Below are 25,673 nucleotides of genomic sequence, written 5' to 3' on the forward strand. Positions count from 1 at the left end.
AATACCTTTTTTTAAACCTAACTTACGGTGCCGGGTTTGGAACCAACTCCTGTATTTTGTTTATTTCTGTAAGTAAAGCTTCCGATAGAACCACCTGATGCGAATCCATATTTTCTTTCAACTGACTCAGATTTGTTGCTCCTAGTATCGTACTACAAACAAACGATTGATGTTGCACAAAAGCCAACGCCATTTGCGGCAAAGTCAACCCATAACTAGCGGCTAATTCTTGATACAAACGTGTGGCCTTTTTAGAATTTTCTGAAGTATACCTTGAAAATTGCGGAAACAAACCGATTCGGGAATCAGGTTGTATAGCCTCTAAATGCTTACCGGATAATACCCCAAATCCTAAAGGGGAATAAGCCAACAAACCAACATTTTCACGCATACAAATTTCAGATAATCCCACTTCAAATAATCTATTTAATAAGGAATAAGGATTTTGTATGGTTGCAATTCTTGGTAATTGATGTTTCTCGCTTTCGCTGATAAACTTCATCACAGCCCATGGAGCTTCGTTTGAAACACCAATATGTCTGATTTTACCTGACGTAATGAGTTCATCAAATACAGTTAAAATTTCAATAAAATTCTCTTGCCATTGTGTATCGATTTTTGAAACGCCGCGTTGTCCAAACATATTCATCACGCGTTCCGGCCAATGTAACTGATATAAATCAATGTAATCGGTTTGAAGGTTTTTTAAACTCAAATCAACCGCTTCACGAATACTTTTAGCAGAAAAATCAAGAGGTTGACGAATATATCCCATGCCGCGATTGGGCCCGGCTATTTTTGTAGCAATGACCAAATCATCTCTTTTACCACGGTGCTTTAACCAAGTTCCTATATAACGTTCGGTGCTTCCCAAAGTCGCTTCTCGAGCTGCAATAGGATACATTTCGGCCGTATCGATAAAATTAATCCCTCTGGAAACCGCATAATCCAACTGTTCATGGGCTTCCTTTTCTGTGTTTTGTTCCCCAAATGTCATTGTCCCTAAACAAAGGGTGCTGACTTTTATATCGGTGGTGGGTAAAGTGGTGTAATTCATTTTGAGGTGCTAAGGTGCTAAGATACTAAGGTGCTAAGTAAAGATTGAAAAACCTTAGTAACTTAGCACCTTAGCGACTCAGAAACTGTTTTTATAAATCATTCAACATCTTAGAAATTTCATCCAACTTAGGTGTCAAAATAATTTCTATTCGTCGGTTTTTGGCTTTTCCTTCTGCATTATCATTCGAAGCAATCGGTGCAAATTCACCGCGTCCGGCTGCCGTTAAGTTTTGTTTTACAATTTCTTTGTTTTCAGCTAAAATATTCACAATAGCTGTCGCTCTTTTAGTGGACAAATCCCAGTTGTTTTCGATACCACCGCCTAAATTTCCTAGAATTTTATCATTATCCGTATGGCCTTCAATCAATACTGAAATGTCCGGATTTTGAGCCAATACTTTTCCAACTTCAACAATCGCTCTTCTTCCTTCAGAGCCAACAGCCCAACTTCCGGTTTGGAATAACAATTTGTTCTCCATGGAAACATATACTTTTCCGTTCTTTTGATAAACCGTCAAACCTTTTCCTTCAAAGCTGTTCAATGCTTTTGACAAGGTTTCTTTCAATCGTTTCATGCTTTCTTCTTTGGAAGCAATCATGCTCTCCAATTCATTAATACGCTGCGAACGATCTTGTAAATCTGCTTGCAATTTGTTCAATCGGTCTTGTTCAGCTGCCAACGCCTTTTCTTTGGCATCCAACTGAGCCAACAATTCTCTGTTCTTTTTCATGTTAGCCTGTAAAGCTTCGTCCGAATTTTTTTCTAATGCCGCATACGAAGTCTGTAATGCTTTCAAATTGTTTGCTGCCGCAGTATAATCATTTTGTAACTTATCGCGTTCCGCCTTTATACGTGACAACTCTTCTTGATTTGCTTTCAAATCTAAATCCAACTTGTTTTTCGCTTGCGTCAACTCGTCATTTTGATCCTCCAACTGGCGTTGTTCCTTTTTTAAAGCCGCATATTTACTTTCCAAATCATTGTAAACTTTCTTTGAAACACACGAAGTTGAAAGTGCCGCTAGTACCAATACTATTGAAATTTTTTTAATCATTTTTTAAACTATTTAGAGGTTAAGTATTCCACTGCTATACTAAAGCTTTTTCTGTTGCTCTTCACAACAAATAAATTGTGTTATTGACATTCTTATTGACATTGATTTTATCATTGTTATTGTCATTGCCATTGCACTCCTACGCTATCTCAATCCCAATCGGACAATGATCAGAATGCTTGGCTTCCGGCAAAATATAAGCTCTTTTTATTCGATCACGAAGCGGTTCGCTCACCAAATGATAATCAATTCGCCATCCTTTATTATTATTTCGGGCATTGGCTCGATAACTCCACCAACTATAATGGTGGGGCTCTTTATTAAAAAGCCGGAAACTATCAATAAATCCACTCTTCATAAATCCATCCAGCCAACGGCGTTCTTCCGGCAAAAAACCGGAAACGGTTGCATTTCTAATCGGATCATGAATGTCTATTGCCTCATGACAAATATTATAATCCCCACATATAATCAAATTCGGAATCGTTTGTTTCAAGGTGTTGACATACATTTGAAAATCATCCATATAGGTGAACTTATGTCCCAATCGGTCACTATTTGTGCCTGATGGTAAATACAAACTCATGACAGAAAAGGTGTCAAAATCTGCTCGTAAATTCCGGCCTTCATAATCCATATGTTCAATACCTGTGCCAAAAACCACTAAATTGGGTTTTATTTTAGATAAAATGGCCACGCCACTGTAACCCTTTTTTTGTGCCGAAAAATAATATTGATACGGATACCCCGCGGCCGTAATTGCCTCGGTTGGAATTTGATCTTCCGTAGCTTTAATTTCTTGTAAACAAATTATGTCGGGATTAGCTTGTTGCAACCATTCCAGAAAACCCTTTGTTATTGCGGCTCGAATACCATTAACATTATAGGATATAATCTTCATGTTGAAAAGTTAAAAAGTTTCCCAAAATTAACTATTATCTTCAGGAATGCAACATCAGCAAATCAATTATAATAAATGTTTAACAACTTTTGCTTTTGTTTACTTTTTTTAATTGAATAGACGCAGAATTACTATATTTGTGGTTCGCTCAAAAAATTAAACAAACAGATAACAACTATGGGGCTTGTTACCGCAAAGGAAGTTGCTAAAGCAATTCATGCCGATAAATATGGCGTGTTCGGAACGTTTGTAGGATGGCTTTTGATGAAAGTACTTAAAATTTCAACCTTAAATAATATCTACAACCGCAACAAACACCTCTCTGATGTTCCTTTCTTGAATGGTATATTGGACGAATTTGAAATTAAATTTGAAATCCCTGAAGAAGACCTAAAACGAATTCCGAAAGAAGGTCCTTATATTACAGTTTCCAATCATCCACTTGGTGGAATTGATGGGATTTTGTTATTGAAACTAATGTTGGAAAGAGAGCCCAATTTTAAAATCATTGCCAACTTTTTATTGCACCGCATCGAACCGATGAAACCCTATATCATGCCGGTAAATCCCTTTGAAAATCATAAGGATGCCAAATCCAGTGTATTGGGAATTAAAGAAACATTACGCCATTTAAGCGATGGCAAACCATTGGGCATGTTTCCGGCAGGAGAAGTTTCAACCTATAGAGATGGCAAACTGGTGGTGGATAAACCATGGGAAGAAGGTGCCATTAAAGTAATTCGAAAAGCCCAAGTGCCTGTTGTTCCCATTTATTTTCATGCTAAAAACAGCCGTTTATTTTATTTTCTATCAAAAATTAACGACACATTTCGAACCGCTAAACTGCCATCTGAATTATTAACCCAGAAAAACAGAGTCATCAAAGTTAGAATTGGAAAACCTATTTCTGTGGCCGAGCAAAACGAATACGAAACAATTGATGCCTATTCTGAATTTTTGAGACGTAAAACCTATATGTTGGCCAATGCCTTTGAAAAAGGCAACAAATTATTGACCACACCAAGTTTAAAATTACCAAGAAGTCCAAAAGAAATTGCAAAACCTGCCAATCACGACAAGATTTTGGAGGAAATGGGCATGATTAAACAAGGCGATTACCGTTTGTTACAAAGTAAAAACTACCACGTCTATTTAATTACCGCAGATAAAATTCCAAACATTCTCCATGAAATTGGCAGACTTCGTGAAATTACATTTAGAGCTGTTGGCGAAGGTACCAATGAATCATTGGATTTAGACCAATATGACAAATACTACCACCACATGTTTTTGTGGGATGATGAGGCTCAGGTGATTGCCGGTGCCTACCGTATGGGATTGGGTTCACAAATTTATGCCAAATATGGTATAGATGGTTTTTACCTTCATGAATTGTTCCGATTTGAACCGGAATTATACGACTTCATGTCAAAATCTATTGAAATGGGACGGGCTTTCATCATCAATGAATACCAACAAAAACCAATGCCTTTGTTTTTATTGTGGAAAGGAATTGTGCACACCACACTTCGTTATCCCGAACATAAATACTTAATTGGCGGTGTTAGTATCAGTAACCAATTTTCAGATTTTTCAAAATCGTTGATGATTGAGTTCATGAAATCGCATTATTACGACCCATATATTGCACAATACATTCATCCAAAAAAAGAGTACAAAGTCAAACTGAAAGACGCCGACAAAGATTTTGTGTTCAATGAAACGGAAGCCGATTTGAATAAATTTGACAAAATCATTGATGAAATTGAACCGGGGAGCTTACGTCTGCCGGTATTGATTAAAAAATACATCAAACAAAACGCCCGTGTAGTTGCCTTTAATGTGGATCCTCTTTTTAATAATGCCGTAGATGGATTAATGTATATCAGAATTGCTGATATTCCTGAAAGCACTGTCAAACCGGTTATGGAAGAATTTCAGGCAGAGTTGGAAAAGAAAGAAAAAAACGGTTAAGAAATAAACTAAAAACACCCCTAAAGTGCAATCACTATTGGGGTTTTTTTATTATTCCTATTTAAAACCAAGGTCGCTTATTAGCTTGATAGGTCTGATAAAACTCTTCATCTGTTTTGGTTAAGTAGATAATGCCTTCAATAAGACTCACAATGCCAACGCCTACAGCGATGAAGATTGGAAAAATAAAACAAGATAAGGCCACCCCAAAGATGGTACACATTAGCATAATTACACCTTCATTTGTGTAACCTAAGATAAATTTATGCACGCCTAAACCACCTAAAAGTATCGCTGTTATACCTGCCGCAATCTTTTTTGACTCGCGATAAGCCGGTTGAAACTCAGATGGTTTTGGAGTATTCCACTCTTCTCTTGGTTTTGATGTTTCCATGGTTTTTTATATAAATTGGTTAGTTACTATAAAAATAGAAAAAAATTATAAAAAGGCTTTGTCAATTGCTTCCCAAAGTTCAATTTTATTTCCTTCGGGATCCAAAATCCATCCAAACTTTCCATAGTCGTAAGTCTCCATATCTCCTATAATTGTTACACCTTCTTGCTTTAATTTTTCTAAAAGTTTTTCTAAATTTTCCACTCTGAAATTTTGCATGAATGGTTTCTCGGATGGTGAAAAATATGTAGTATCGGCAGCAAAAGGCGACCATTGTGTGGAACAATCGTTACCATCGTTATCTTTCCACCAAAAAGTGGAGCCGTATTGATCGGTTTTTAAACCTAAATGTTTACCGTACCATGCCACTAATTTTTTGGAATCATTTGATTTAAAAAAGATGCCGCCAATTCCGGTTACTCGCTTAATTTCAGCTGTTTCTTCTGAAGGGAGATATAGGTTTTTGATTTTGTCTACAATAACTTGAGCTAATTTTTCATGACTTTCAAACGTCCATCCGGCAATGTGTGGTGAAAGCAAAACGTTTTCTGCTTCTAATAAATACGTGAAAGCTTCCGGTTTTTCTCCTTCAAATAATTTTTCGAACGAAAGTTTTTCGTATTCCAACACATCCAATCCGGCTCCTAAAATTTTTCCGGCTTGAAGTGCTTTTACCAAATCTGCCGTCACCACCGACCTACCGCGAGCGGTGTTAAGAAACCAAAACGGCTTAGCAAATGCATTGATAAATGTTTCATTAACCATTTTATCCGTCTCCGGTGTCCATGGGGTGTGAAGCGAAAGCACATCGGCTTTCAATTGCAACTCTTCTAATGGTACTTGTTTGGCATTTTGATCACCAACAAAAGGCAAAATATCATAACACAAAACCTTCACATCAAAACCACGCAGTTTTTTAGCAAATGATTTGCCCATGTTACCATAACCGATGATGCCCACTGTCTTTCCTTCCAATTCATAACCGCGATGACCTTCACGCAGCCAGTTGCCGCTTTTTACAGATTGATTGGCTTGGTTTAATTTGTTCATCAGCGAAAGCAACATCCCTAATGCATGTTCGCCAACCGCATTGCGATTGCCTTCAGGTGCTGCTAGGAGATGAATATTTTTTGAAAGGGCATAGTCACAATCAATACTTTCTAAACCGGCACCTACACGAGCTATGAATTCTAAATTAGTGGCTTTGTCTAAAAAAATTTTATCAATTTTAAATCGGCTGCGAATAACAATGCCTTGATAATCCTGAATTTTTGCTTCGATTTCTTCTTTAGAAGACAAATAATCCTCATGGTTTTCAAAACCTAACACTTCCAATTGCTCCCACAATAGCGGATGATTGGAATCGAGGTGTAGAATTTTTACTTTGGTTATGTTCACGAAATATGATGTAAAGTTATGTCCTTGGCTATATACATAACAGGTTTTTGCACCCTAAAAATACAAATTTTAGAATCCTAGAATCGCTTTTGCAATGGAAAAATAAATTAAAATCCCAAAAATATCATTGCTCGTTGTGATAAACGGTCCGGTTGCAAGTGCCGGGTCTATTCCGTATTTATTTAGCGTAATGGGAACAAAAGTGCCAATGAGTGATGCGATGACGATTACAGAGATTAGGGCAATGGAAACTGTAATCCCGATAATATACTCATGACCTAATAAAAAATGACTCCCTAATAAGAGAATAAAAGATAGTATTAATCCATTGAAAAGACTCAATTTCATTTCTTTAAACAACCTTTGCCAAATAGTTCCTCCTAAAGTATTATTTGCCAAACCTTGCACAATAATTGCAGACGATTGAACTCCTACATTTCCTGCCATGGCAGCAATAAGTGGCGTGAAAAAAAACAGCACTTTGTAATTTTCCATAGCACCTTCAAATTGTCCGGTTACTTTTACAGCGATGAAACCTCCCAAAAGTGCTAAAACCAACCACGGTAAGCGGGCTTTCGTCAATTCTAAAATGCTGTCATCAGCCTCAACGTCTTGCGAAATACCTGCCGCTAACTGATAATCTTTATCGGCTTCTTCTTTGATGACGTCGATGATATCGTCAATAGTAATGCGTCCCACCAAGCGTCCCATCTCATCTATTACCGGAATGGCTTCCAAATCGTACTTCTGCATGATTCGGGCTACCTCAACATCTTTAGTATCTACTTTTACATAATCTACCTTTGGAATATAAATATCGCTAATCGGTGTTTTGGTGGAAGTGGTCAATAAATCTTTTAAAGACAACCGTCCTTTTAATCGTCCTTCGTCATCAACAACATAAATGGAATGGACTCTTGAAACGTTTTCAGCTTGAACTCTCATCTCTTTAACACAGGTGAGTACATTCCAATTTTCGTTGACTTTCACCAACTCTTTGGCCATCAAACCTCCGGCAGAATCTTCGTCATAACGCAACAAATCCACAATGTCTTTGGCGTGCTCAACGTCTTCTAATTCGGAAATTACCTGCTCTTTTTTCTCTTGGGGTAATTCAGCAATAATATCGGCAGCATCATCGGTGGAAAGTTCATCCAACTCTTCTGCAATTTCTTTTGCCGTTAAATTTTTAAGTATTTTTTCGCGAACTTCTTCATCCAATTCCAGAAGAATTTCTGCGGTTTTTTCGGAATCTAATAGGTTGAAAATGTAACTTGCTTCTTTCTGGTCAAGTTCTTCCATGATTTCGGCAATATCAGCATAGTGAATGTCATGGAGCAACTCATACAGTTCCTGCCCCTTGTTTTCACTGATAAGTTGCTCTATTTGAGCTAAAAAGTCTCTGCTGATTTTAAACTCCATTGGCCGCAATCTTTTGAGTTAATGCCACAAATTGTTCAACCGACAACTGCTCCGGTCTGAGGTCAAAGATACTATCTTCTTTTAAATTATCAGACAGTTGGTATGTTTTTAAACTGTTACGAAGTGTTTTCCTGCGTTGGTTAAAAGCCGTTTTTACCACGGCAAAAAACAGTTTTTCATCACATGGTAAATGATAGTTCTCTTTTCGTCTTAAACGCAATACGCCCGACTTCACTTTCGGAGGTGGTGAAAAAACATGCTCGGAAACGGTAAATAAGTACTCCGCTTCATAAAAAGCTTGAGTCAAAACTGATAAAATACCATACGTTTTGCTGCCCTTTTTTTCACAAATTCGTTCGGCTACTTCTTTTTGAAACATCCCCGAAAACTCGGGAATCTGATTTCGCATGGCCAACATTTTGAACACTATTTGTGTAGAAATATTATACGGGAAATTACCAATAATAGCAAATGGTTCCTGACCAAAAAAGGCTCCTAAATCATATTTTAAAAAATCTTCGGAAATGATTCTTCCTGCCAATTGAGGGTAATTGGTATTGAGATAAACCACTGAATCCCTATCAATTTCTATGACGAAAGTTTCTGTGGGCTTTTCTAATAAATATTTGGTTAAAACGCCCATTCCCGGACCAATTTCTAAGATTTTGGAATAACCGGAATAGGATAACGAATCAGCTATGTTTTTGGCGATAGATTCCTCTTTTAAAAAATGTTGCCCAAGGTGTTTTTTTGCTCTTACTTGTTCCATGTTGATGGGATTTAGGCATTAAAAAATGTGGTTTGCTGCGAAGGCTGCTGAAACAGTTTACTGCATGGCAACTTCTGAAAAATGCTCGCTAATCACTTCCAATTCGGTTCGAAAGGTTAGCATTTTATCCGAAAACAACTGCAGTCCTTCCTGACGCAATCGCGGAGCATCTTCCGTGTAGTAGCGTTGTAACTTTTCTTTACTGTCGGTTACATATTGAACGGAATAGGTAACACTTCCTTCTTCTTCCACCAAAACTTTAACCATTCGGGCTGTGGAGAATTTTCCGGTAGCCAACACATCATTGATGTGTTTGGTTTGCATCCAATGCAGCCATTTTTCGTGAACACTATCGTCTATATTGATGGTAACATTATAAATAATCATACGCTTTGCTGTTAAATTAAAAAATTACAAATTGCTGTCGCCTCGCAATTGTCGATACTTTCTTCTCGCATCCACAAAATGGATACTGTCTTGGTGATTGAAAAGCAAACTCTCATACAGAGCTTTTGCTTTATCGGGCATTTTAAGTTTTTTGTGATAGATTTCCGCTGAAAAATACAAGGCTTCATCCCTATAAATACTTTCGGGGAAATCATCAATTATTTTTTGGTAGGCCTCTAATGCCTTTGATGTGTCTTTTAAATCCTCATACAAAGTGCCTATTCGCAATAACGTAGCATCCGCAATGACATCCGATTGGTGTTCCTGCAACAAGGTCTGAAACTCTTTTAAGGCTGCTGCTTTTTTGTTTTGATAAACCAAAAAATCTGCTTTGGCAAATCGTTTTAAAGCTGCTTGCGTGGAATCCGCAACGGTATTGTCGTTAATCAATAAAAACAATTCCAAAGCATCATTTGCAATCAATTGGGTAGAGGCGGTTTTTAATACTTTGAGTTGGGTCAAAGCCCAATCAAAATCAACATTAAAATAACTGGTTTTTGCCGCTTTTAAACTGGCTTCGTGTCCAATCACATCATTTTTTAAATCCTCTTGGATTTGTGTATAATAAATTAAAGCTTGATTGAATTTATTTTCAAACAATAAGATATCCGCCAATTCCATTTTGGCATCAGCCAATTGAAAACGATTCAAAGGCAACTCCATCGTCCGGTTCAAAATAGCTTTCCCTTGCTCGGGATTGTTGCGTTTAAAAGTAACAAAGTTGGCCTGCATCAATTGGATGGAAAGTGTATAAGGACTCACCCCGTATTTTTTCAGAAGCAATTCCAAAGCAGCATCAATAGTGGCATAGTCTTTTTCTACCGCCTGATCAATTTGTATTTGCATCAAATAATAATGCGATTGAATTTGCAAATCCAAATCATTGGTGTTTTCTAAAATGAAATTGAATATTTCTTTAGCCAAATCGTTTTCTTCCGCTTCTATTACCATTTCACCCAAGGAAACAATATTGGAAAACGTCTCGGGTTCTCTTTTATAAATGGCCTTTTCTTGAATAAAGGCTTTGCCATAGTCTTTCTGCTGAACAAAATACCAGCTCAACATTTGATTCCAAAAAATATCTTGGTTTTGTTGTGCTCTTACCAGTAAGGCCTTGCGAAGTTGGTTATTAAATTGTTCATCCGTATCATCATTCATAAATCGAGACAATTGATTTTGAATGAGTACACTGTTTTGTGGATTGGTATACAACTCCTCCAAAAACTTTTCAATCATTTTGTCCGGTTGCCCCAATTGCCCGAAAAGTAAACCCATTTGATAATTAAAACGGGATTTTGGATCCACTTCATAAGCCGTTTCATAAGCTTTTAGTGCATACTGCAACAGTACTTTCTTTTCAAAAGTGGAAGCAACGGAATAGACATTGGTGGGAGCTTCATTTATTTTTAAAAGAGCTTCTTCATACAATGATTCGGCTTTGGTAGTGTTTTTTTGAAGTTGATAATTATAGCCTAATTCAATTAAAAGTGTGGCTTGTTTGTATTTCAATAAACGTTCATTCAGTTCTTTTTCCGCTTTATCATACTGCTCCAATTGTTGGTAACATTCTATGGTTCGCAAAAAATAAATGCCGTTTCCGGGATTGGTTTTCAATAGTTCTTGATAACTAACCAACGCTTTTTCAAAAGAACCACTGTCAAAGTAGTTTTGTGCCAACTGCTCATTTTGGCCAAAATGTACCCATCCGGTCAAAAGAAAAACAAAAAGAATACAACGTTGTAACATAACTCAAAAAAACTAGGCACTAAAGTAACTTTTTTTTACTAAATCAAGCTCCCGTTAGGGTAAGATTAACGAAAACCATGTGGGTTTGTATAAAAAAAGGTCCCATTTGATGTAAAAGGGACCTCTTCTTTAAACGATTTTGCAATTAGTCAATAATTGAAAAACCGGTATAAGGTCGCAATACTTCCGGTATGACAATTCCTTCCGGAGTTTGATAATTTTCTATAATGCCGGCCATTACTCTGGGTAAGGCTAGCGAACTTCCATTCAACGTATGTGCCAATTGGTTTTTACCGTCTTTGTCCTTAAAACGCAATTTCAAACGATTGGCTTGAAACGTTTCAAAATTAGAAACCGAACTGATTTCTAACCAGCGGTCTTGTGCCGTAGAAAACACTTCAAAATCATAGGTCAATGAAGAGGTAAAGCCCATATCGCCACCACACAAACGCAAGATTCGATAAGGTAATTTCAATTCGTTCAAAATACCTTTAACATGCTCCACCATACCATCTAAAGCTTCATACGATTTATCAGGATGTTCGATGCGAACAATTTCTACTTTGTCAAATTGATGCAAACGGTTTAATCCGCGAACATGAGCTCCATAGGATCCGGCTTCTCTTCGGAAACAAGGCGTGTAACCGGTGCACATAACAGGTAATTCACTTTCGTTCAAAATCACATCGCGAAAGATATTGGTTACCGGCACTTCTGCGGTTGGAATCAAATACAAATTATCGGTCGCATCATGATACATTTGTCCTTCTTTATCAGGCAACTGCCCGGTTCCAAAACCCGATGCTTCGTTTACTAAATGCGGCACTTGGTATTCCAAATAACCGGCTTCGGTATTTTTATCCAAAAAATAAGTAATCAAAGCTCGTTGCAACTTTGCCCCTTTTCCTTTGTAAACGGGAAAACCCGCACCGGTGATTTTTACTCCCAATTCAAAATCAATGATGTCGTATTTTTTTACCAAATCCCAATGTGGCAAAGCACCTTCATGTAATTTCGGAATTGCCCCTGCCTGAAAAACAGTCAGGTTATCTTCCGGCGTTTTCCCTTCAGGAACAATCGCAGCAGGTGTATTTGGAATTTTATATAATTCCTCCGCTAAAGCGGTGGTGTATTTTTCCAACGCCTCTTTCAATTGAGCCGTTTGCTCTTTGAAAGAAGTCGATTTTTCTTTTAAAGCAGTGGCTTGGTCCTTTTGACCTGATTTCATCAAATCACCAATTTCTTTTGACAGTAAATTAGACTCCGCCAACACGTTATCTAAAGCTACTTGTGTGGCCCTGCGTTTTTCATCCAAATCCAAAACGGTATCCACCAAAGTAACGGCATCCATATTTCGTTTCGCTAAAGCTGCGATAACTTGATCTCTATTTTCCCGAATAACGGCTATTTGTAACATAGTGAGAAGCTTAATTTTTAAAAAGCAAAGGTAAACAAATGTTTGGGAGTTGAAAATGAATTCTGCACGCAAGTTTCGTTTCATTACTATTTTCAAATTCCCCAATAAATGGTAACTTTACACTTTAATTACATGACTATGGATTTTATATACCAAGACGCTTATCCCATTCTTAAAGACGATACAGCCTATCGCAAAATAACAACTGATTTTGTAAAAGTAGAACAACTCGGAGACCGAGAAATTTTGACAGTTGACCCACAAGGAATTGCCTTATTAGCCGAAGAAGCTTTGAGCGACGTATCGTTCATGCTTCGTTCTTCTCATTTAGAAAAGCTTAGAAAAATTATTGACGACCCGGAAGCGACCGACAACGATCGTTTTGTGGCGTACAACCTGTTACAAAATGCGGTTGTTGCTGTGGAAGGACAATTGCCTTCTTGTCAAGATACCGGAACGGCTATCGTTATGGCAAAAAAAGGAGAGAATGTCTACACAGGTGCTGACGACGGTGAATGGCTTTCCAGAGGTATTTTTAATACGTACCAAAAAAGAAACCTTCGTTATTCGCAAATTGTACCGATTTCGATGTTTGAAGAAAAAAACTCAGGCTCCAACTTACCGGCTCAAATTGATATCTATTCCAAAAAAGGAAGTTCCTATGAATTTTTATTCCTGGCAAAAGGTGGGGGTTCGGCCAACAAAACCTTCTTATACCAGAAGACAAAATCGTTGTTAAACGAAAAATCGTTAGAAGCTTTTGTACGCGAACGCATCATGGATTTAGGCACTTCCGCTTGTCCACCTTATCATTTAGCTTTAGTGATTGGCGGCACTTCAGCAGAAGCAAATTTAGCCGTAGTCAAAAAAGCCTCTGCAGGCTATTTTGATCATTTACCAACCACAGGAAACATGGCAGGTCAAGCTTTCCGTGATTTGGAATGGGAAAAACGCGTACAACAAATTTGCCAAGAGAGTGCCATTGGAGCTCAATTTGGCGGAAAATATTTGACACATGATGTACGAGTAATTCGCTTACCGCGACATGCGGCTTCTTGTCCGGTTGGAATGGGTGTTTCGTGTTCTGCAGATAGAAATATTAAAGGTAAAATTACCAAAGAGGGTATTTTTGTGGAACAATTGGAAACCAACCCAAAACGATTCCTGCCCGAAACGGCTCCGCATTTAGAAGAACCGGTAACCATCGATTTGAACCGACCGATGAAAGAAATTCTGGCTGAACTTTCAAAATACCCCATCAAAACCCGATTAAAATTAAACGGTACGTTGATTGTAGCTCGAGATATCGCTCATGCTAAAATCAAAGAACTACTCGATGCCGGAAAACCGATGCCCGAATATTTCAAAAATCATCCCGTATATTATGCAGGTCCGGCAAAAACACCTGAAGGAATGCCTTCCGGAAGTTTCGGACCAACCACAGCTGGCAGAATGGATGTGTATGTGGATGAATTCCAAAAACACGGCGGCAGCATGATTATGTTGGCCAAAGGAAACCGCACCGACGAAGTTCGAAATGCTTGTCAAAAATACGGCGGATTCTATTTAGGTTCCATCGGAGGTCCTGCAGCCATTCTTGCAAAAGAAAATATTCTGTCTGTTGAAGTCGTCGATTTTGAAGAATTAGGCATGGAAGCCGTTCGGAAAATCACCATCAAAGACTTCCCGGCTTTTATCATTACCGACGATAAAGGAAATGACTTCTTTGCGAATTTGTAAATCAACAAAGAGTACACTAACAAAAAGCCCAACATTAATTTGTTGGGCTAAAATTATGTAGTAAACTACGCTATAATTTGTACTTCAACAATGTGGCTACAACATCATAATACTCTTTTTCAATTTCTAAAAAAGAATTAAAAGTAGTATTGTAATAGTTCAATTCTACAAAATATTCCAAAGCTGAAATTTGTCCGGCAGCCAATGCTTTATCCAAAAGACGAATGGGCTCAACAGATTGGTTAATTTTTTCGTATTCAGCTAAAATATTTTTTAAACTTTCATAACGACCATAAAGCTGTTTTACTTCGTAATAGCGTTCGTTGGAATGGTCTGTCAACACACTTTCTGCATAAACCATTTTCGCTTTTTGAAGTTTTACCGTGTTTTTACTTTCCCATAGGGGCAATGAAATTCCGGTGTGAATTCCGTTATACGTTTGGCCTAAAATACCTTGATAGTGATACCCAAGTTCCATTTTTGGTAACGCTAAAGCTTTGCTGACATCAATCTGTTTTTGAGCGATTACTTTTTCTTGCTCTAGCGTTTTTCTGATGTAATCTTGGGCTTCAATCTCCTTTACTAAGGTTTCAAAATTGGGAATAAACGGAATATCGAAATAAGTAAGATCAGTTAGATCTATACTATTTCCACCGTTTAAACTTGTCAATTGCTCTTTTAATTTCATTAGGATTGAAGCATTATCTTGAAACTGCTTTTTGATTTCCAACAATTGAATTTCAGCTTTGTTTACATCCAAAATAGTTCCATCGCCACTATCCAATTTCTTCTTAAAATTGGCCAACCACTTTTCAGTAGCTTCTTTTCGTTTGGTCAACGGGACTTGCATTTTGTTTCGGTACACCAATTCAATGCAAATCTTTTTAGCTTCCAAAAGTAATTCTTGGTTCGCAGCTTTCAATTGCAAATCGGCTTGCATACTCATTTGTTTAGCTAATTCATTTTTCTTTCCATAAACAGTTGGGAAATCAAAAGATTGCGTGATTATCAAATCCGCTTGATTACCGGCATTAGCAGGACTTCCTTTTAAATAATCGTACTCAATAGTTGGATTGTATAATGAATTTCCGGTTTTATATTGCACTTTTTGAGTATTCCAATAGTTCGTATTGGCTTGAATGGTTTTATTGTTTTTAGCAATTTCAGTTAAGATATTGTCAATATTAGATTGAGCAAATCCCGAACTAAATGCTAACAGTGCCAAACCAATTAATAATTTAGTTTTCATTTATTACTTTTTTTCGATTAGATAAATAGTACACCACAGGAACAATAAAAATGTTCAATAAGGTTGAAGTCAATAAGCCACCTAAAATAACTTTCGCCATCGGACTTTGTATTTCATTTCCTGGCAAATCACTTGCGATAGCTAACGGAATCAAAGCCAATCCTGCGGTTAAGGCAGTCATTAAAATAGGACTTAATCTATCTTTTGAACCTTGAATGACGGTTTCATAAAGCGATAATCCTTCCTTTTCTAACGTTTCATAATGTGACACAAGTAGTATTCCATTACGAGTGGCAACACCAAACAAAGTAATAAAACCTATAATAGCAGGAATACTCAAAATACCGCTAGTGAAGTAAATACTAAAAACACCACCAATTAAAGCAAGAGGTAGATTTAGTAATATGATAGAAGCAGTTTTAACCTTTTTAAATTCTTGATACAAGATTAAGAAAATGACCAATAACGAAATAAGTGAAGTAAGAATTAATGTTTTTGAGGCTTCGGCTTCGGCTTCAAATTGTCCACCATATTCGATATGATATTCTTCAGGTAATTTTACTTCTTCATCAATGATTTTCTGAATATCAGCGACAACACTTTTTTGGTCACGACCGGAAACGTTAGCAGAAACAACCGTTTTACGTTGTACATTTTCTCTGTTGATGGTATTGGGTCCTGAAGTACTTACAATATCCGCAACATAATACAAGGGTATTTTTTTTCCGTCGTAGGTGTCAATCAAAGCATTTTTGATATGCTCAATTTTGCCTTTGTTGGCATCGTCAAAACGAAGTATCAAATCAAAAGTTTTATTGCCTTCATAGATTTCAGATACTTTTTCGCCTGCAAAAGCGACATCAACAAATTGATTGAACTGACCAATGGTAATTCCGTATTGGTTCAAAATTTCACGTTTCGCTTTAATTTGAATTTGAGGAATTTCAACTTGCTGTTCCACACTCAAATCTACCAATCCGTCTATATGCTGAATTTTGGCTTTGATTTCATTGGAAAGTGTAAAGAGTATATTCAAATCATTCCCAAAAATTTTGATTGCAATATTGGCTCTAGTTCCCGACAACATATGGTCAATTCGATGACCAATAGGTTGTCCGATAGTAATATTGGCTCCGGTAACTCCGGCTAATTTTTCACGAACAGCTGCCATAAATTCATCACGACTTCTGTCTTCAAGTGTAAAAGGGGCATCAATTTCGGCAGCGTTAACACCTTGAGCGTGTTCATCCAATTCTGCCCTTCCGGTTCTTCGGGTTGTGATTTTAATTTCAGGTACCGATAATAATGCTTTTTCAACTTGTGTACCAATTTTGTTGCTTTCTTCTAAGGATATACCGGGTAAACTAAGAGCACTAATAACTAAGGAACCTTCGTTAAATTCTGGTAAAAAACTTCTCCCCAATTGGCTCATGACAAACAAAGAAATTAGAAACAAACAACCTGCAAAAATCAGCACCGCTTTTTTCATTTCCATAACTTTATGCAATGTCTTGGAATAAACTTTTTGCAGACGCTCAACCAACCAACTTTCTTTATGCTGTTTTAAAAGCATCATATCATTAGTCAATAAGTAACTTGCTAAAACAGGTGTAAGCGTTATGGAAACGATTAACGAAGCAAACAAGGCAACGATAAAAGCTATGCCAAGTGGTGCTAATAATTTACCTTCCATTCCGGATAAAAAGAATAAGGGCAAAAAGGCAACAATAATAATAAAGGTGGCATTAATTATAGAACTTCTGATTTCAAACGAACCATCAAAAATGACGGTTATTTTATCATGCTGTGCTGCTTTTGGTTTGCGTGCATTTTCTTTGAGTCGTTTAAAAACGTTTTCCACATCAATAATAGCATCATCTACCAAGTCGCCAATAGCAATTGCCATACCTCCCAAACTCATAGTATTGATTGTAAAACCAAGATATTTTAGAGTAATTATGGCTACAAGTAAGGAAATCGGAATGGCCAACATCGAAATAAAGGTAGCTCGCCAATTCATCAAGAATAAAAATAAAATGATGATGACAAAAGCTGTTCCTTCCAATAATGTTTTTTGAATATTACTGATGGAAGCATTAATAAAATCGGCCTGACGGAAAATTTTGGTATTAATTTTTACATCATTTGGTAAATTCTTTTGAATGTCAGCTATCGAAGCATCAATGATTTCAGTCAACTCCAACGTATTGGTTGAAGGTTGCTTCATTACTGTCATAATCACCGCCGGCTCGCCATTTAACGAACCATCGCCAATTTTTAAGGAAGCACCAATCTTTATTTCAGCAACATCTTCAATTTTAATTGGATTTCCGTTCAGCATTTTAATAACTGACTTGCTCAAAGCTTCAATTTCGTTGGTTCTACCAATACCTTTAACGATGTATTCGTTATTGTATTCATTCATAAAACCACCCGACGAATTCCCATTGGCTTCTTCACTTGCTTTTAGCAATTCATTAAGTGAAACATTATAATAGTTCATCTTTTGAGGAGAAGCTAATATTTGATATTGCTTGTATTCTCCACCAATAACCACTACTTGCGAAATACCACCAGTAGCTAATAATCTTGGTCTAATAGTCCAATCGGCAATGGTTCTCAAATCAATTTGAGAAGTTTTATCAGCGGTTACACTGATCAACATAATTTCTCCCATGATTGAAGATTGTGGACCCATTGTGGGGTTTCCAACTCCTTGTGGTAGTTTTTCAGCAACCGCAGTTATTTTCTCATTTACAATTTGTCGTGCTTTATAAATATCGGTGTCCCATTCAAACTCAACCCATACAATAGATATTCCGGCAGAGGAAGAGGAACGAACACGCCTCACATTAGTTGCACCATTTACGGAGGTTTCAATAGGAAATGTAACCAACTTTTCTACTTCTTCAGGAGCCATTCCGTGAGCTTCAGTTAGCACAACTACCGTTGGAGCAGTCAAATCCGGAAAGACATCTACTTCCATTTTGAAAGCAATTATGCTGCCAAAAATCAGCAGTAAAACCGATGCTACAACTACAAAAAATCGATTGTGTAGTGAAAATTTTATTATTCTATTTAGCATTTATGGAATTTTGAATTATAAATGTTGAATTTTGAATTAAATAAATAATTCACAATTTAAAATTCAACATTCAACATTGTTAATTTTTTTGAGATGATTTGACTATTGCCGTAAGAATATTGATGAGTTGATCAACATCATCAATTAATTTTGAATAGTCTAAATCTACTAATTTACTTCTATCAAGCAATTGCAACCAATATTTTGTCTCTCTTGCTTCTTTTGAAGAAATTGACATTTTTGCTGTAAAATCTTTTTTAGATATTGCCGCAGTTGCTTCCTGAACATTTGCACCGATACTTGTTCCACTTCGTAATAATTGTTTGGAGATCACAAATTCTTTTTGTTCAGCCAATTGTTTATAAAGCTCAATGATTACCAATGCAAAATCAAAAGACTTAGTTACTATAATATTTTCTTTTTTCATACTTTCAATTAATAATTCAAAATTCAAAATTTCTAATGTTCGTGTCCGTGAGCTGGCAAAGCACCTGAAGCACTTGATAATTTAATTTGATAACCTCCTTTGGTAACAACTCTTTCATTTTCGGTTATTCCTGCTACAATTTGTACATTCAAACCATCACTTGCACCTACTTTCACCTCTCTTTTTTCGAAACTTTCGCCACCTGTTTGTACATACACATAAAAAATGCCTTGCTCTTCAATTAGAGAGGAAACCGGAACTACTAAAGCATCTGCAATAGTTGAAGATTTTAGATAAATCTCAATTATCGAACCCGAAACCAACTGCCCATCATTATCAATTTCAAAAGTTACAGGAATAAAAGGAGTGGATGCAGAGGCACTTTTACCATAAGAAACAAGGCTTCCATTTAATGCAGTTGTAGTGTAAACCACATCGCTTTGAGGTGTTTTAAAATTAGCCGATGTAATACTTGATAACCTACTAAAATAGTTTTGAGAGACGTTAGCTTGAACTAATAATCTTTTGTTTTTTGAAATCGTAGCCAATGGTGCTCCGGAGGGTACATATTGTCCTTCGGTGACCAATACATTTTTTACAAAACCCGACATTGGAGCCAGCACATTCTGGCCTTTAGAACTGTAATTTTTTGAAATCGTATGGTAAGCAGTTTGTGCATTATCAAATTGCAACTTGACTTGTTGGTGCTCTCTTTCTGAAACAATTTTATCTGCAACCAGTGATTTTGAACGTTCATAATCTGATTTTGCTTTAAGATAATTGGCTCTGGCATCTTTTACAGAGGCATCAATATTGTTTTCAGCCATATCACCACCGCTAATGGTAAAAAGTGAGCTTCCTGAATTGATAGCAGCACCTACAATCGTGCTTTTACCGGAAAAAAGAACAACCCCACTTGCTTTAGCGGTAACAATCACTTCGTCACCCGGAGCAGAAAGAATTTGACCACTTGTTTTAATGATGTCATTAAATGTTTGTTTCTTAACTGCTTGATTGGCAAATTCCACTTTCCAAGCTTGTTCCTTCGAATACGAAATAGCAGTACTTTCAGCGTGTGGAGGTTGATTAGCGAAAGCTGTCTTTTCATCCGGGTAAACCACAACCTTTTCAATCGTGATTTTATCGGTAAAATCTTTGGCTACAATGTCAAAAATCAATGTTCCCGTTCCTGCGGTTTTCGGACTTAGAGCCAAGCGAAAGATACCCGGGGAACTCGGAGTGTCAATGGCGTTTTTAATGCCCTTATCACCAACTACTAAGCTGACCGTTATTTTAGCATCCGTTAAAGCCCTAAAGTTTTCACCTAAAACGGTAAAGTGAGCCGCAAACTTTGACGTTTCACCCACAATTAAAGGTTTAAATTCAACAAATAATTCTGAATTCTCAGTGTAAAGTGTATGTGACAAAGGTTCTAGTGCAGTACTTTCTTTAGCCGCTTCTTTGTTGTTGCAACTGGTTAATCCGCTAACGAATAAACCAAGTAACAGTATTTTATTTATTATTTTCATATAAAGTAAAAAGTAATTTGATGCCTATAATAATAAATTATAGACATCAAATTGATTAATGTTTGTGGTCTTCACCATTTTCATGTTGATGATCGTGAGCCTCATTTTTCGCCACACTATCTTTCCCAACGGTAAATTCCTCTTGTGAAGCAGCAGCTGCTTCATGTTCATGATGATGTTCTTCACCGTCCACATGTTGGTGCGTTCCATCGGTGTGATCATGTCCGTGTTCTTCATTTTTTTTACATGCAGTAAGTAGCATACCTACAACTGCCATAGAAAGCAATGCTTTTCTACTCCTGCTTTTAAGATTTAGTTTTTGGAATTGCTTTACCGGGTCGCTAACGCTCGGGTCGTGAATCGTTGATTTCATTGATTTAGTTTTTAAAATTAGTATATATGAAAATGACTTACAGCCCATAATAGGCAATAAGTGTCTTGTAATTCAAATAATGAATAGTTTAACTAAAGAGTGTGGGCGGACCACGAAAGTGTAAAGAATGTAAATGAGGAGAAATAAAAATCAGCGGTTCTTTTTTGTAAAGTGCTTCTTTTTTATTGTATAAAGTAAGAGATAATGTATAGGTGGTATAATTTTCTATTACCAATATATCACTAGGAACTTTTTCATTGATTTTACTAACTTCTTCTACCTGAGTAGTAGAAAAAGCATCAGCAGCGTGATTAAAATGGGAGAAAAAATGTGAAATCCCCTTCTCAGCAGAATGTTCTTCATCATGGTGATGATGGTGCGTTCCATTATGATGGTGATGATCTGTTTCGTGGGTATGCGGAAATAAGCTATGTCCTAATTGTATAAAACAAGCTAAAAAAAGAAATGCTATTTGTACTGATTTCTTCTGCATAATAACAAAAATAGCATATTTTTACTTAGTATCTATACAACTATCATAAAATTAATAACTATTAAGAAATCAAGGCTTTAATTAATGAAAAATAAAGCTATTTTATACTACGTAGTTAATGAATTTTAAATGGAAACCACACCGATGAAGTCCGAAAATAGTTAGACCCTTTCTTAGGTAAAATCCTCAATCCAAACGTCAAAGAGCCGTAGGCTCGACCCATATTGTAGGGATGGGTTTTAACCCATCCACAAAATAGAATCCATGACAAAATGTAGCTTTCAACCTGTCCATTTTTAAATCCATTTCATAAGGATCTGTTCTAACCAAACGTCAAAGAGCCGTAGGTTCGACCCATATTGTAGGGATGGGTTTTAACCCGTCCAAAACATAGAAACCATAACAATTATTATCCCCAATCAAATCCATCTTCCATGTATGGATTTTAAACCCGCCAATTTTCGACACAATGACAATTATCATTTCGTAAACAATATAAAATCAGTAACTTACAATTTAATAAATTGTATTCCATGAAAGCCTATCAAAAAACCATTCCTGAATTATTTGAATTTTTTCAAACCTCCCAAAAAAATGGTCTTTCTGAAAGCGACATTCCCAAAAGGCAACAAGAATATGGGAAAAACGAAATTCAGGAAACCGGAGGCAGAACTTGGTGGATGCTTTTTTTAAAACAGTTCAAGAGCACCTTAATTCTGATTTTGTTTATGGCCGCTTTAATTTCATGGTTTACCGGACATGAAGTAGATACCTATGTAATCTTGGCGGTTATACTAATCAATACATTAATTGGGTTTTTACAAGAATGGAAAGCAGAAAAAGCAGTAGCTTCCTTAAAATCCTATCTTAAAACAGCGGCCAAAGTCATTCGTGATGGTGAGAAAAAAACCATTCCTGCAGCAGAACTTGTGCCGGGTGATATTATCATTCTAGAAGAAGGAGATAGCATACCGGCAGATGCACGACTTTATTTAGCCAAAAACCTCAGAGCGATTGAAGCTCCACTTACCGGAGAATCTTTACCCGTGAATAAATCGGCAATTGACCTACCGGATGAATTACCCTTAGCCGATCGGAAAAATACAGTCTATAAAGGTACCTTTATTTCGGGAGGATACGGGAGAGCCATTGTGACCGGAACCGGAATGAAGACTGCTTTAGGAGAGATTGCCCATTCATTAGATTCCATCAAACACGGTCTGACTAATTTTCAAAAGAAGACCAACGAACTGGCGAAACAAATGGGACTTATTGCGATAATCAGTGCGTTGACCTTGTTTTCTGTCGCCTACTTTATCCGTAAGCAAAACTTGGATGAAACACTAATGATTGCCATTGCCGCTTTGGTTTCTTCGATACCGGAAGGACTGCCGGCGGTACTTGCCATAGTGCTAGCTATTGGAGCTCACAATATGAGTAAGCAAAATGCTATTGTTCGCGAATTTAGTGCCACGGAAACCCTTGGAGCCGTTACCACCATTATTACAGACAAAACAGGAACACTCACTCAAAACACATTAACGGTTAGAAAAGTGATGATTCCGGGTGAAATCCCTTGGGAGATAAGTGGTGAAGGTTGGTCGCCTATCGGAAACTTTCATCGTGAAGGAAATATTACTGAAATAGAAAACCAACCCGTTTTAGAAGCATTGCTCCAAGTGGCTGCTTTTAGCAATAACAGCGATATTCATCATGATATTGAAAGTGACTCTTATGTATTGTTAGGCGACCCCACAGAAGGAGCTTTATTGGCATTAGCTCGCAAAGGAGGAGTGCTCCCCGCAAAGCAAACCCAACGTGTTAAGATAGACGATCTGCCTTTTAGTGCTACCCTAAAAATGCGTGCTACGCTAGTTCAAAATGGGGATGTAAAAGAAATTTTTGTGATTGGTGCTCCTGAAAAAATAGTGGATGCTTGTACACACATGGCTCATAAAAATAATACGATCCCATTTGAAGCAGCAGCAAAAGATGACATTAGAAAACAAATCGAGCATTGGTCCGGAGATGCCATGCGTGTAATTGCATTAGCTAAAAAAGAAACCACAAGTAATCATGACCACCTAAAAGACCATGACTTGACGGAACTCACTTTTCTGGGAATAGCCGGAATGATAGACCCACCTCGCCCGGATGTAAAAGAAGCAGTAGATGCGTGTCACAAAGCCGGAATTAGAGTAATAATGGCAACGGGTGACCACATCAACACCGGTATTGCTATTGCAAAAGCCACTCACATTATTACTGAAGAAGGTAATTCCTCCCACTTGGGTTTAACAGAAACCCAACTCCTTCAATTGGATGAAAAAGAGTTTGAAAAAGCCATCATGGAAACCCGTGTTTTTGCTCGACTAACCCCACAAATGAAGTTGAGAATAGCCACCACATTACAAGCAAAAGGAGAATTGATTGCTATGACCGGTGATGGCGTAAATGATGCTCCTGCTCTCAAAAAAGCAGATGTAGGAGTGGCTATGGGAATTATGGGAACCGATGTAGCCCGTGATGCCGCTCAAGTGGTACTTGCAGATGATAATTTTTCTACGATTGTAAAAGCGATTGAAGAAGGTCGGGTAGTTTTTAATAATGTTAGACAAACCAGTTTCTTTTTACTCACTACCAACTTTTCGGAAATCGTTACGTTGTTGTCAGCTATTTTTATGGGATTGCCCATTCCATTAACAGCTACGCAAATCTTGTGGTTAAACTTAGTTACCGACGGAACTTGTACGACCACTATGGCCACTGAAAAAGGACACGGCGATGAATTGGAACAAGCTCCTGTGAATCCCAAAGAGAAAATCTTAAACAAAAGTGTGGTGCCTTTTTTAATTATTAATGCTATTTTAATGGCGACGTTGGCATTAAGTGTTTTTAAATATTACCTACCGGAAGGAATCGAAAAAGCGAGAACTGCCGCTTTTGTAGTAATGGCTTTTAGTCAATTGTTTAATATGTTTAACATGCGATCCTTACGCCACTCGGCTTTTACCATTGGTCTATTCTCAAATAAATGGGTAAATGTTGGTTTGATTGCCTCGGTAATCATCCAAGTTATGATTATTGACATCCCTTTCTTTGAAGATTTATTTCAATTTGATCCAATTTCTTTTACAGAATTTGTAGTGTTTGCCGCTTTATCCTCTTTGATACTCTGGATGGGCGAATTATATAAATTTTTGTATCACATTCGATATAATAAAAAAATGTAAATAAAATACTTAGAAAACTTTCGTTTGAACTATTGTATTTGACAACATCGTTCAACGTAAAAAAAATGAATGCTAATTAGAGTCAACCGTGTATTGAAGTTGTTGTAATGTTTTTAAAAGTAAATTTGAATTACCCTTTGTAGGTAAAATCAAAAAAATACCACATAATACCATGAAAACATTGAGATAAAAGTGGTTTTACTAGCAATAAAAAATCCCTTTAAATCGATTAAGACTCAAAGGGATTTATTAAATTAAAAGTAGTAAAGGAAACCTATTGTTTCAAGAACTTCGCATTAAGTAAGGTGCCATTGGCTTCTACCTGAACGAAATATAAACCGGTAGCCCAGATAGAAACATCAATCGAGTTTTGATACGCTCCTTTGAAAACTATTTGTCCTGAAGCATTATAAATACGCATTTGTTTTGGTTCTGCTTTAGATAAAAACTTCAAAGATAGATTTTACTAAATTTTGGAAAAAAATTAGACTAATGAAAAGTGGATAAACATCCTACTTTTCTACTATTTCTTGCAATAAATTACCTCCTCACTGGAAGCTTTTTAGTTTACTTCATTCGTTTTATTTTGTAAGTATATTAATATTATTATGCATTATTATGTGCATTTCATCGATTATTTATGTATTTTATCGATTTATTTAATATTAAATTACTACTATTGTCCAACGAAATAATATAACCGTTCTTATTTTAAATAACACGTCGAAGCTTTTTGCCCCACATCAAACTTCAAAACAAACTAGAAGCTAGTTGCCCCACATCTACCTTCAAAATTTAACCTTAACATTTTGTATGAGTTAGTCTTAAATTACCTCCTTCACGGAGGTTTTTTTATTTAATCCCATCAGAAAACAGCCTAAATGTTGCATTTAAAAAATAAAAAAAGACCTCACATCTCTGTGAAGTCTTTTCTTTAGTAGCTCCCCCTCTTGGGCTCGAAC

General features: G+C 36.8%; 20 protein-coding genes and 1 pseudogene. 3 read left to right on the top strand and 18 right to left on the bottom strand.

The window, feature by feature from the left end; translation table 11 throughout:
* Nucleotides 1-22: 22 nt before the first annotated feature.
* The 3 genes from B3L86_RS01595 to B3L86_RS01605 form a co-directional block, all read right to left on the bottom strand.
* On the bottom strand, nt 23-1,057 hold the full coding sequence (locus tag B3L86_RS01595; RefSeq protein ID WP_291114311.1) for an NADP(H)-dependent aldo-keto reductase: 1,035 nt from the start codon (nt 1,055-1,057) through the stop codon (nt 23-25).
* A gap of 91 nt (nt 1,058-1,148) precedes the next feature.
* Complete coding sequence (locus tag B3L86_RS01600; RefSeq protein ID WP_291114313.1) at nt 1,149-2,114, bottom strand: OmpA/MotB family protein; 966 nt, start codon at nt 2,112-2,114, stop codon at nt 1,149-1,151.
* A gap of 139 nt (nt 2,115-2,253) precedes the next feature.
* Nucleotides 2,254-3,015 carry an exodeoxyribonuclease III gene (locus B3L86_RS01605; RefSeq protein ID WP_291114315.1) on the bottom strand — a complete coding sequence of 254 codons (762 nt, stop codon included), beginning with the start codon at nt 3,013-3,015 and terminating at the stop codon, nt 2,254-2,256.
* A gap of 177 nt (nt 3,016-3,192) precedes the next feature.
* Here B3L86_RS01605 and B3L86_RS01610 point away from each other — a divergent pair, with 177 nt between their 5' ends.
* Complete coding sequence (locus B3L86_RS01610; protein WP_291114317.1) at nt 3,193-4,989, top strand: lysophospholipid acyltransferase family protein; 1,797 nt, start codon at nt 3,193-3,195, stop codon at nt 4,987-4,989.
* 61 nt (nt 4,990-5,050) lie between these two features.
* Here B3L86_RS01610 and B3L86_RS01615 read toward each other — a convergent pair whose 3' ends face one another.
* The 8 genes and pseudogenes from B3L86_RS01615 to serS all read right to left on the bottom strand — a co-directional run bounded on the left by B3L86_RS01615 (nt 5,051) and on the right by serS (nt 12,582).
* On the bottom strand, nt 5,051-5,383 hold the full coding sequence (locus B3L86_RS01615; protein ID WP_291114319.1) for a TM2 domain-containing protein: 333 nt from the start codon (nt 5,381-5,383) through the stop codon (nt 5,051-5,053).
* Between the two features lie 45 nt (nt 5,384-5,428).
* Nucleotides 5,429-5,863, bottom strand: a complete 435-nt coding sequence (locus tag B3L86_RS13640) for a VOC family protein (RefSeq protein ID WP_349679475.1) — start codon at nt 5,861-5,863, stop codon at nt 5,429-5,431.
* A pseudogene (locus tag B3L86_RS01620) lies at nt 5,837-6,775 on the bottom strand (2-hydroxyacid dehydrogenase); the annotation flags it as partial. The pseudogene B3L86_RS01620 and the gene B3L86_RS13640, both read right to left, overlap by 27 nt.
* Nucleotides 6,776-6,850: 75 nt before the next feature.
* Nucleotides 6,851-8,203, bottom strand: a complete 1,353-nt coding sequence (gene mgtE / locus B3L86_RS01625; RefSeq protein ID WP_291114321.1) for a magnesium transporter — start codon at nt 8,201-8,203, stop codon at nt 6,851-6,853.
* A complete protein-coding gene (gene rsmA, locus B3L86_RS01630; protein ID WP_291114323.1) occupies nt 8,193-8,972 on the bottom strand; it encodes a 16S rRNA (adenine(1518)-N(6)/adenine(1519)-N(6))-dimethyltransferase RsmA in 780 nt (259 codons plus the stop codon). The genes mgtE and rsmA overlap by 11 nt, the downstream gene beginning before the upstream one ends.
* A gap of 57 nt (nt 8,973-9,029) precedes the next feature.
* Nucleotides 9,030-9,359, bottom strand: a complete 330-nt coding sequence (locus tag B3L86_RS01635) for a DUF4286 family protein (protein WP_291114325.1) — start codon at nt 9,357-9,359, stop codon at nt 9,030-9,032.
* 24 nt (nt 9,360-9,383) lie between these two features.
* Nucleotides 9,384-11,165 carry a tetratricopeptide repeat protein gene (locus tag B3L86_RS01640; protein ID WP_291114327.1) on the bottom strand — a complete coding sequence of 594 codons (1,782 nt, stop codon included), beginning with the start codon at nt 11,163-11,165 and terminating at the stop codon, nt 9,384-9,386.
* A gap of 145 nt (nt 11,166-11,310) precedes the next feature.
* Nucleotides 11,311-12,582, bottom strand: a complete 1,272-nt coding sequence (gene serS / locus B3L86_RS01645; protein WP_291114329.1) for a serine--tRNA ligase — start codon at nt 12,580-12,582, stop codon at nt 11,311-11,313.
* A gap of 138 nt (nt 12,583-12,720) precedes the next feature.
* On the opposite strand from serS, the gene B3L86_RS01650 reads away from it, so the two are divergent.
* A complete protein-coding gene (locus B3L86_RS01650) occupies nt 12,721-14,322 on the top strand; it encodes a fumarate hydratase (protein ID WP_291114347.1) in 1,602 nt (533 codons plus the stop codon).
* Nucleotides 14,323-14,392: 70 nt separating this feature from the next.
* Here B3L86_RS01650 and B3L86_RS01655 read toward each other — a convergent pair whose 3' ends face one another.
* The 6 genes from B3L86_RS01655 to B3L86_RS01680 all read right to left on the bottom strand — a co-directional run bounded on the left by B3L86_RS01655 (nt 14,393) and on the right by B3L86_RS01680 (nt 21,478).
* Nucleotides 14,393-15,571: a TolC family protein gene (locus B3L86_RS01655; RefSeq protein ID WP_291114331.1), complete on the bottom strand. Its 1,179-nt coding sequence runs from the start codon at nt 15,569-15,571 to the stop codon at nt 14,393-14,395.
* The gene (locus tag B3L86_RS01660; RefSeq protein ID WP_291114333.1) at nt 15,561-18,656 is read right to left on the bottom strand and encodes an efflux RND transporter permease subunit; all 3,096 of its coding nucleotides are present in this window, start codon (nt 18,654-18,656) and stop codon (nt 15,561-15,563) included. The genes B3L86_RS01655 and B3L86_RS01660 overlap by 11 nt, the downstream gene beginning before the upstream one ends.
* A gap of 79 nt (nt 18,657-18,735) precedes the next feature.
* A complete protein-coding gene (locus B3L86_RS01665) occupies nt 18,736-19,083 on the bottom strand; it encodes a four helix bundle protein (protein ID WP_291114335.1) in 348 nt (115 codons plus the stop codon).
* A gap of 32 nt (nt 19,084-19,115) precedes the next feature.
* Entirely contained in the window at nt 19,116-20,612 is a 1,497-nt protein-coding gene (locus B3L86_RS01670; RefSeq protein ID WP_291114337.1) for an efflux RND transporter periplasmic adaptor subunit, read from the bottom strand.
* A 55-nt stretch (nt 20,613-20,667) separates the two neighbouring features.
* Entirely contained in the window at nt 20,668-20,985 is a 318-nt protein-coding gene (locus B3L86_RS01675; RefSeq protein WP_291114339.1) for a hypothetical protein, read from the bottom strand.
* A gap of 88 nt (nt 20,986-21,073) precedes the next feature.
* Nucleotides 21,074-21,478: a hypothetical protein gene (locus B3L86_RS01680; RefSeq protein ID WP_291114341.1), complete on the bottom strand. Its 405-nt coding sequence runs from the start codon at nt 21,476-21,478 to the stop codon at nt 21,074-21,076.
* A 533-nt stretch (nt 21,479-22,011) separates the two neighbouring features.
* Between B3L86_RS01680 and B3L86_RS01685 the strand changes: the two genes are divergently transcribed.
* Entirely contained in the window at nt 22,012-24,711 is a 2,700-nt protein-coding gene (locus B3L86_RS01685; protein ID WP_291114343.1) for a cation-translocating P-type ATPase, read from the top strand.
* 274 nt (nt 24,712-24,985) lie between these two features.
* Here the strand turns inward: B3L86_RS01685 and B3L86_RS01690 are convergent, their stop codons facing one another.
* Nucleotides 24,986-25,165 (bottom strand): T9SS type A sorting domain-containing protein, encoded by a 180-nt coding sequence (locus B3L86_RS01690; protein ID WP_291114345.1) that lies wholly within the window; start codon nt 25,163-25,165, stop codon nt 24,986-24,988.
* Between the last annotated feature and the right edge of the window lie 508 nt (nt 25,166-25,673).

It is taken from the genome of Flavobacterium sp. UBA6135, assembly GCF_002428305.1.
GTDB lineage: Bacteria > Bacteroidota > Bacteroidia > Flavobacteriales > Flavobacteriaceae > Flavobacterium.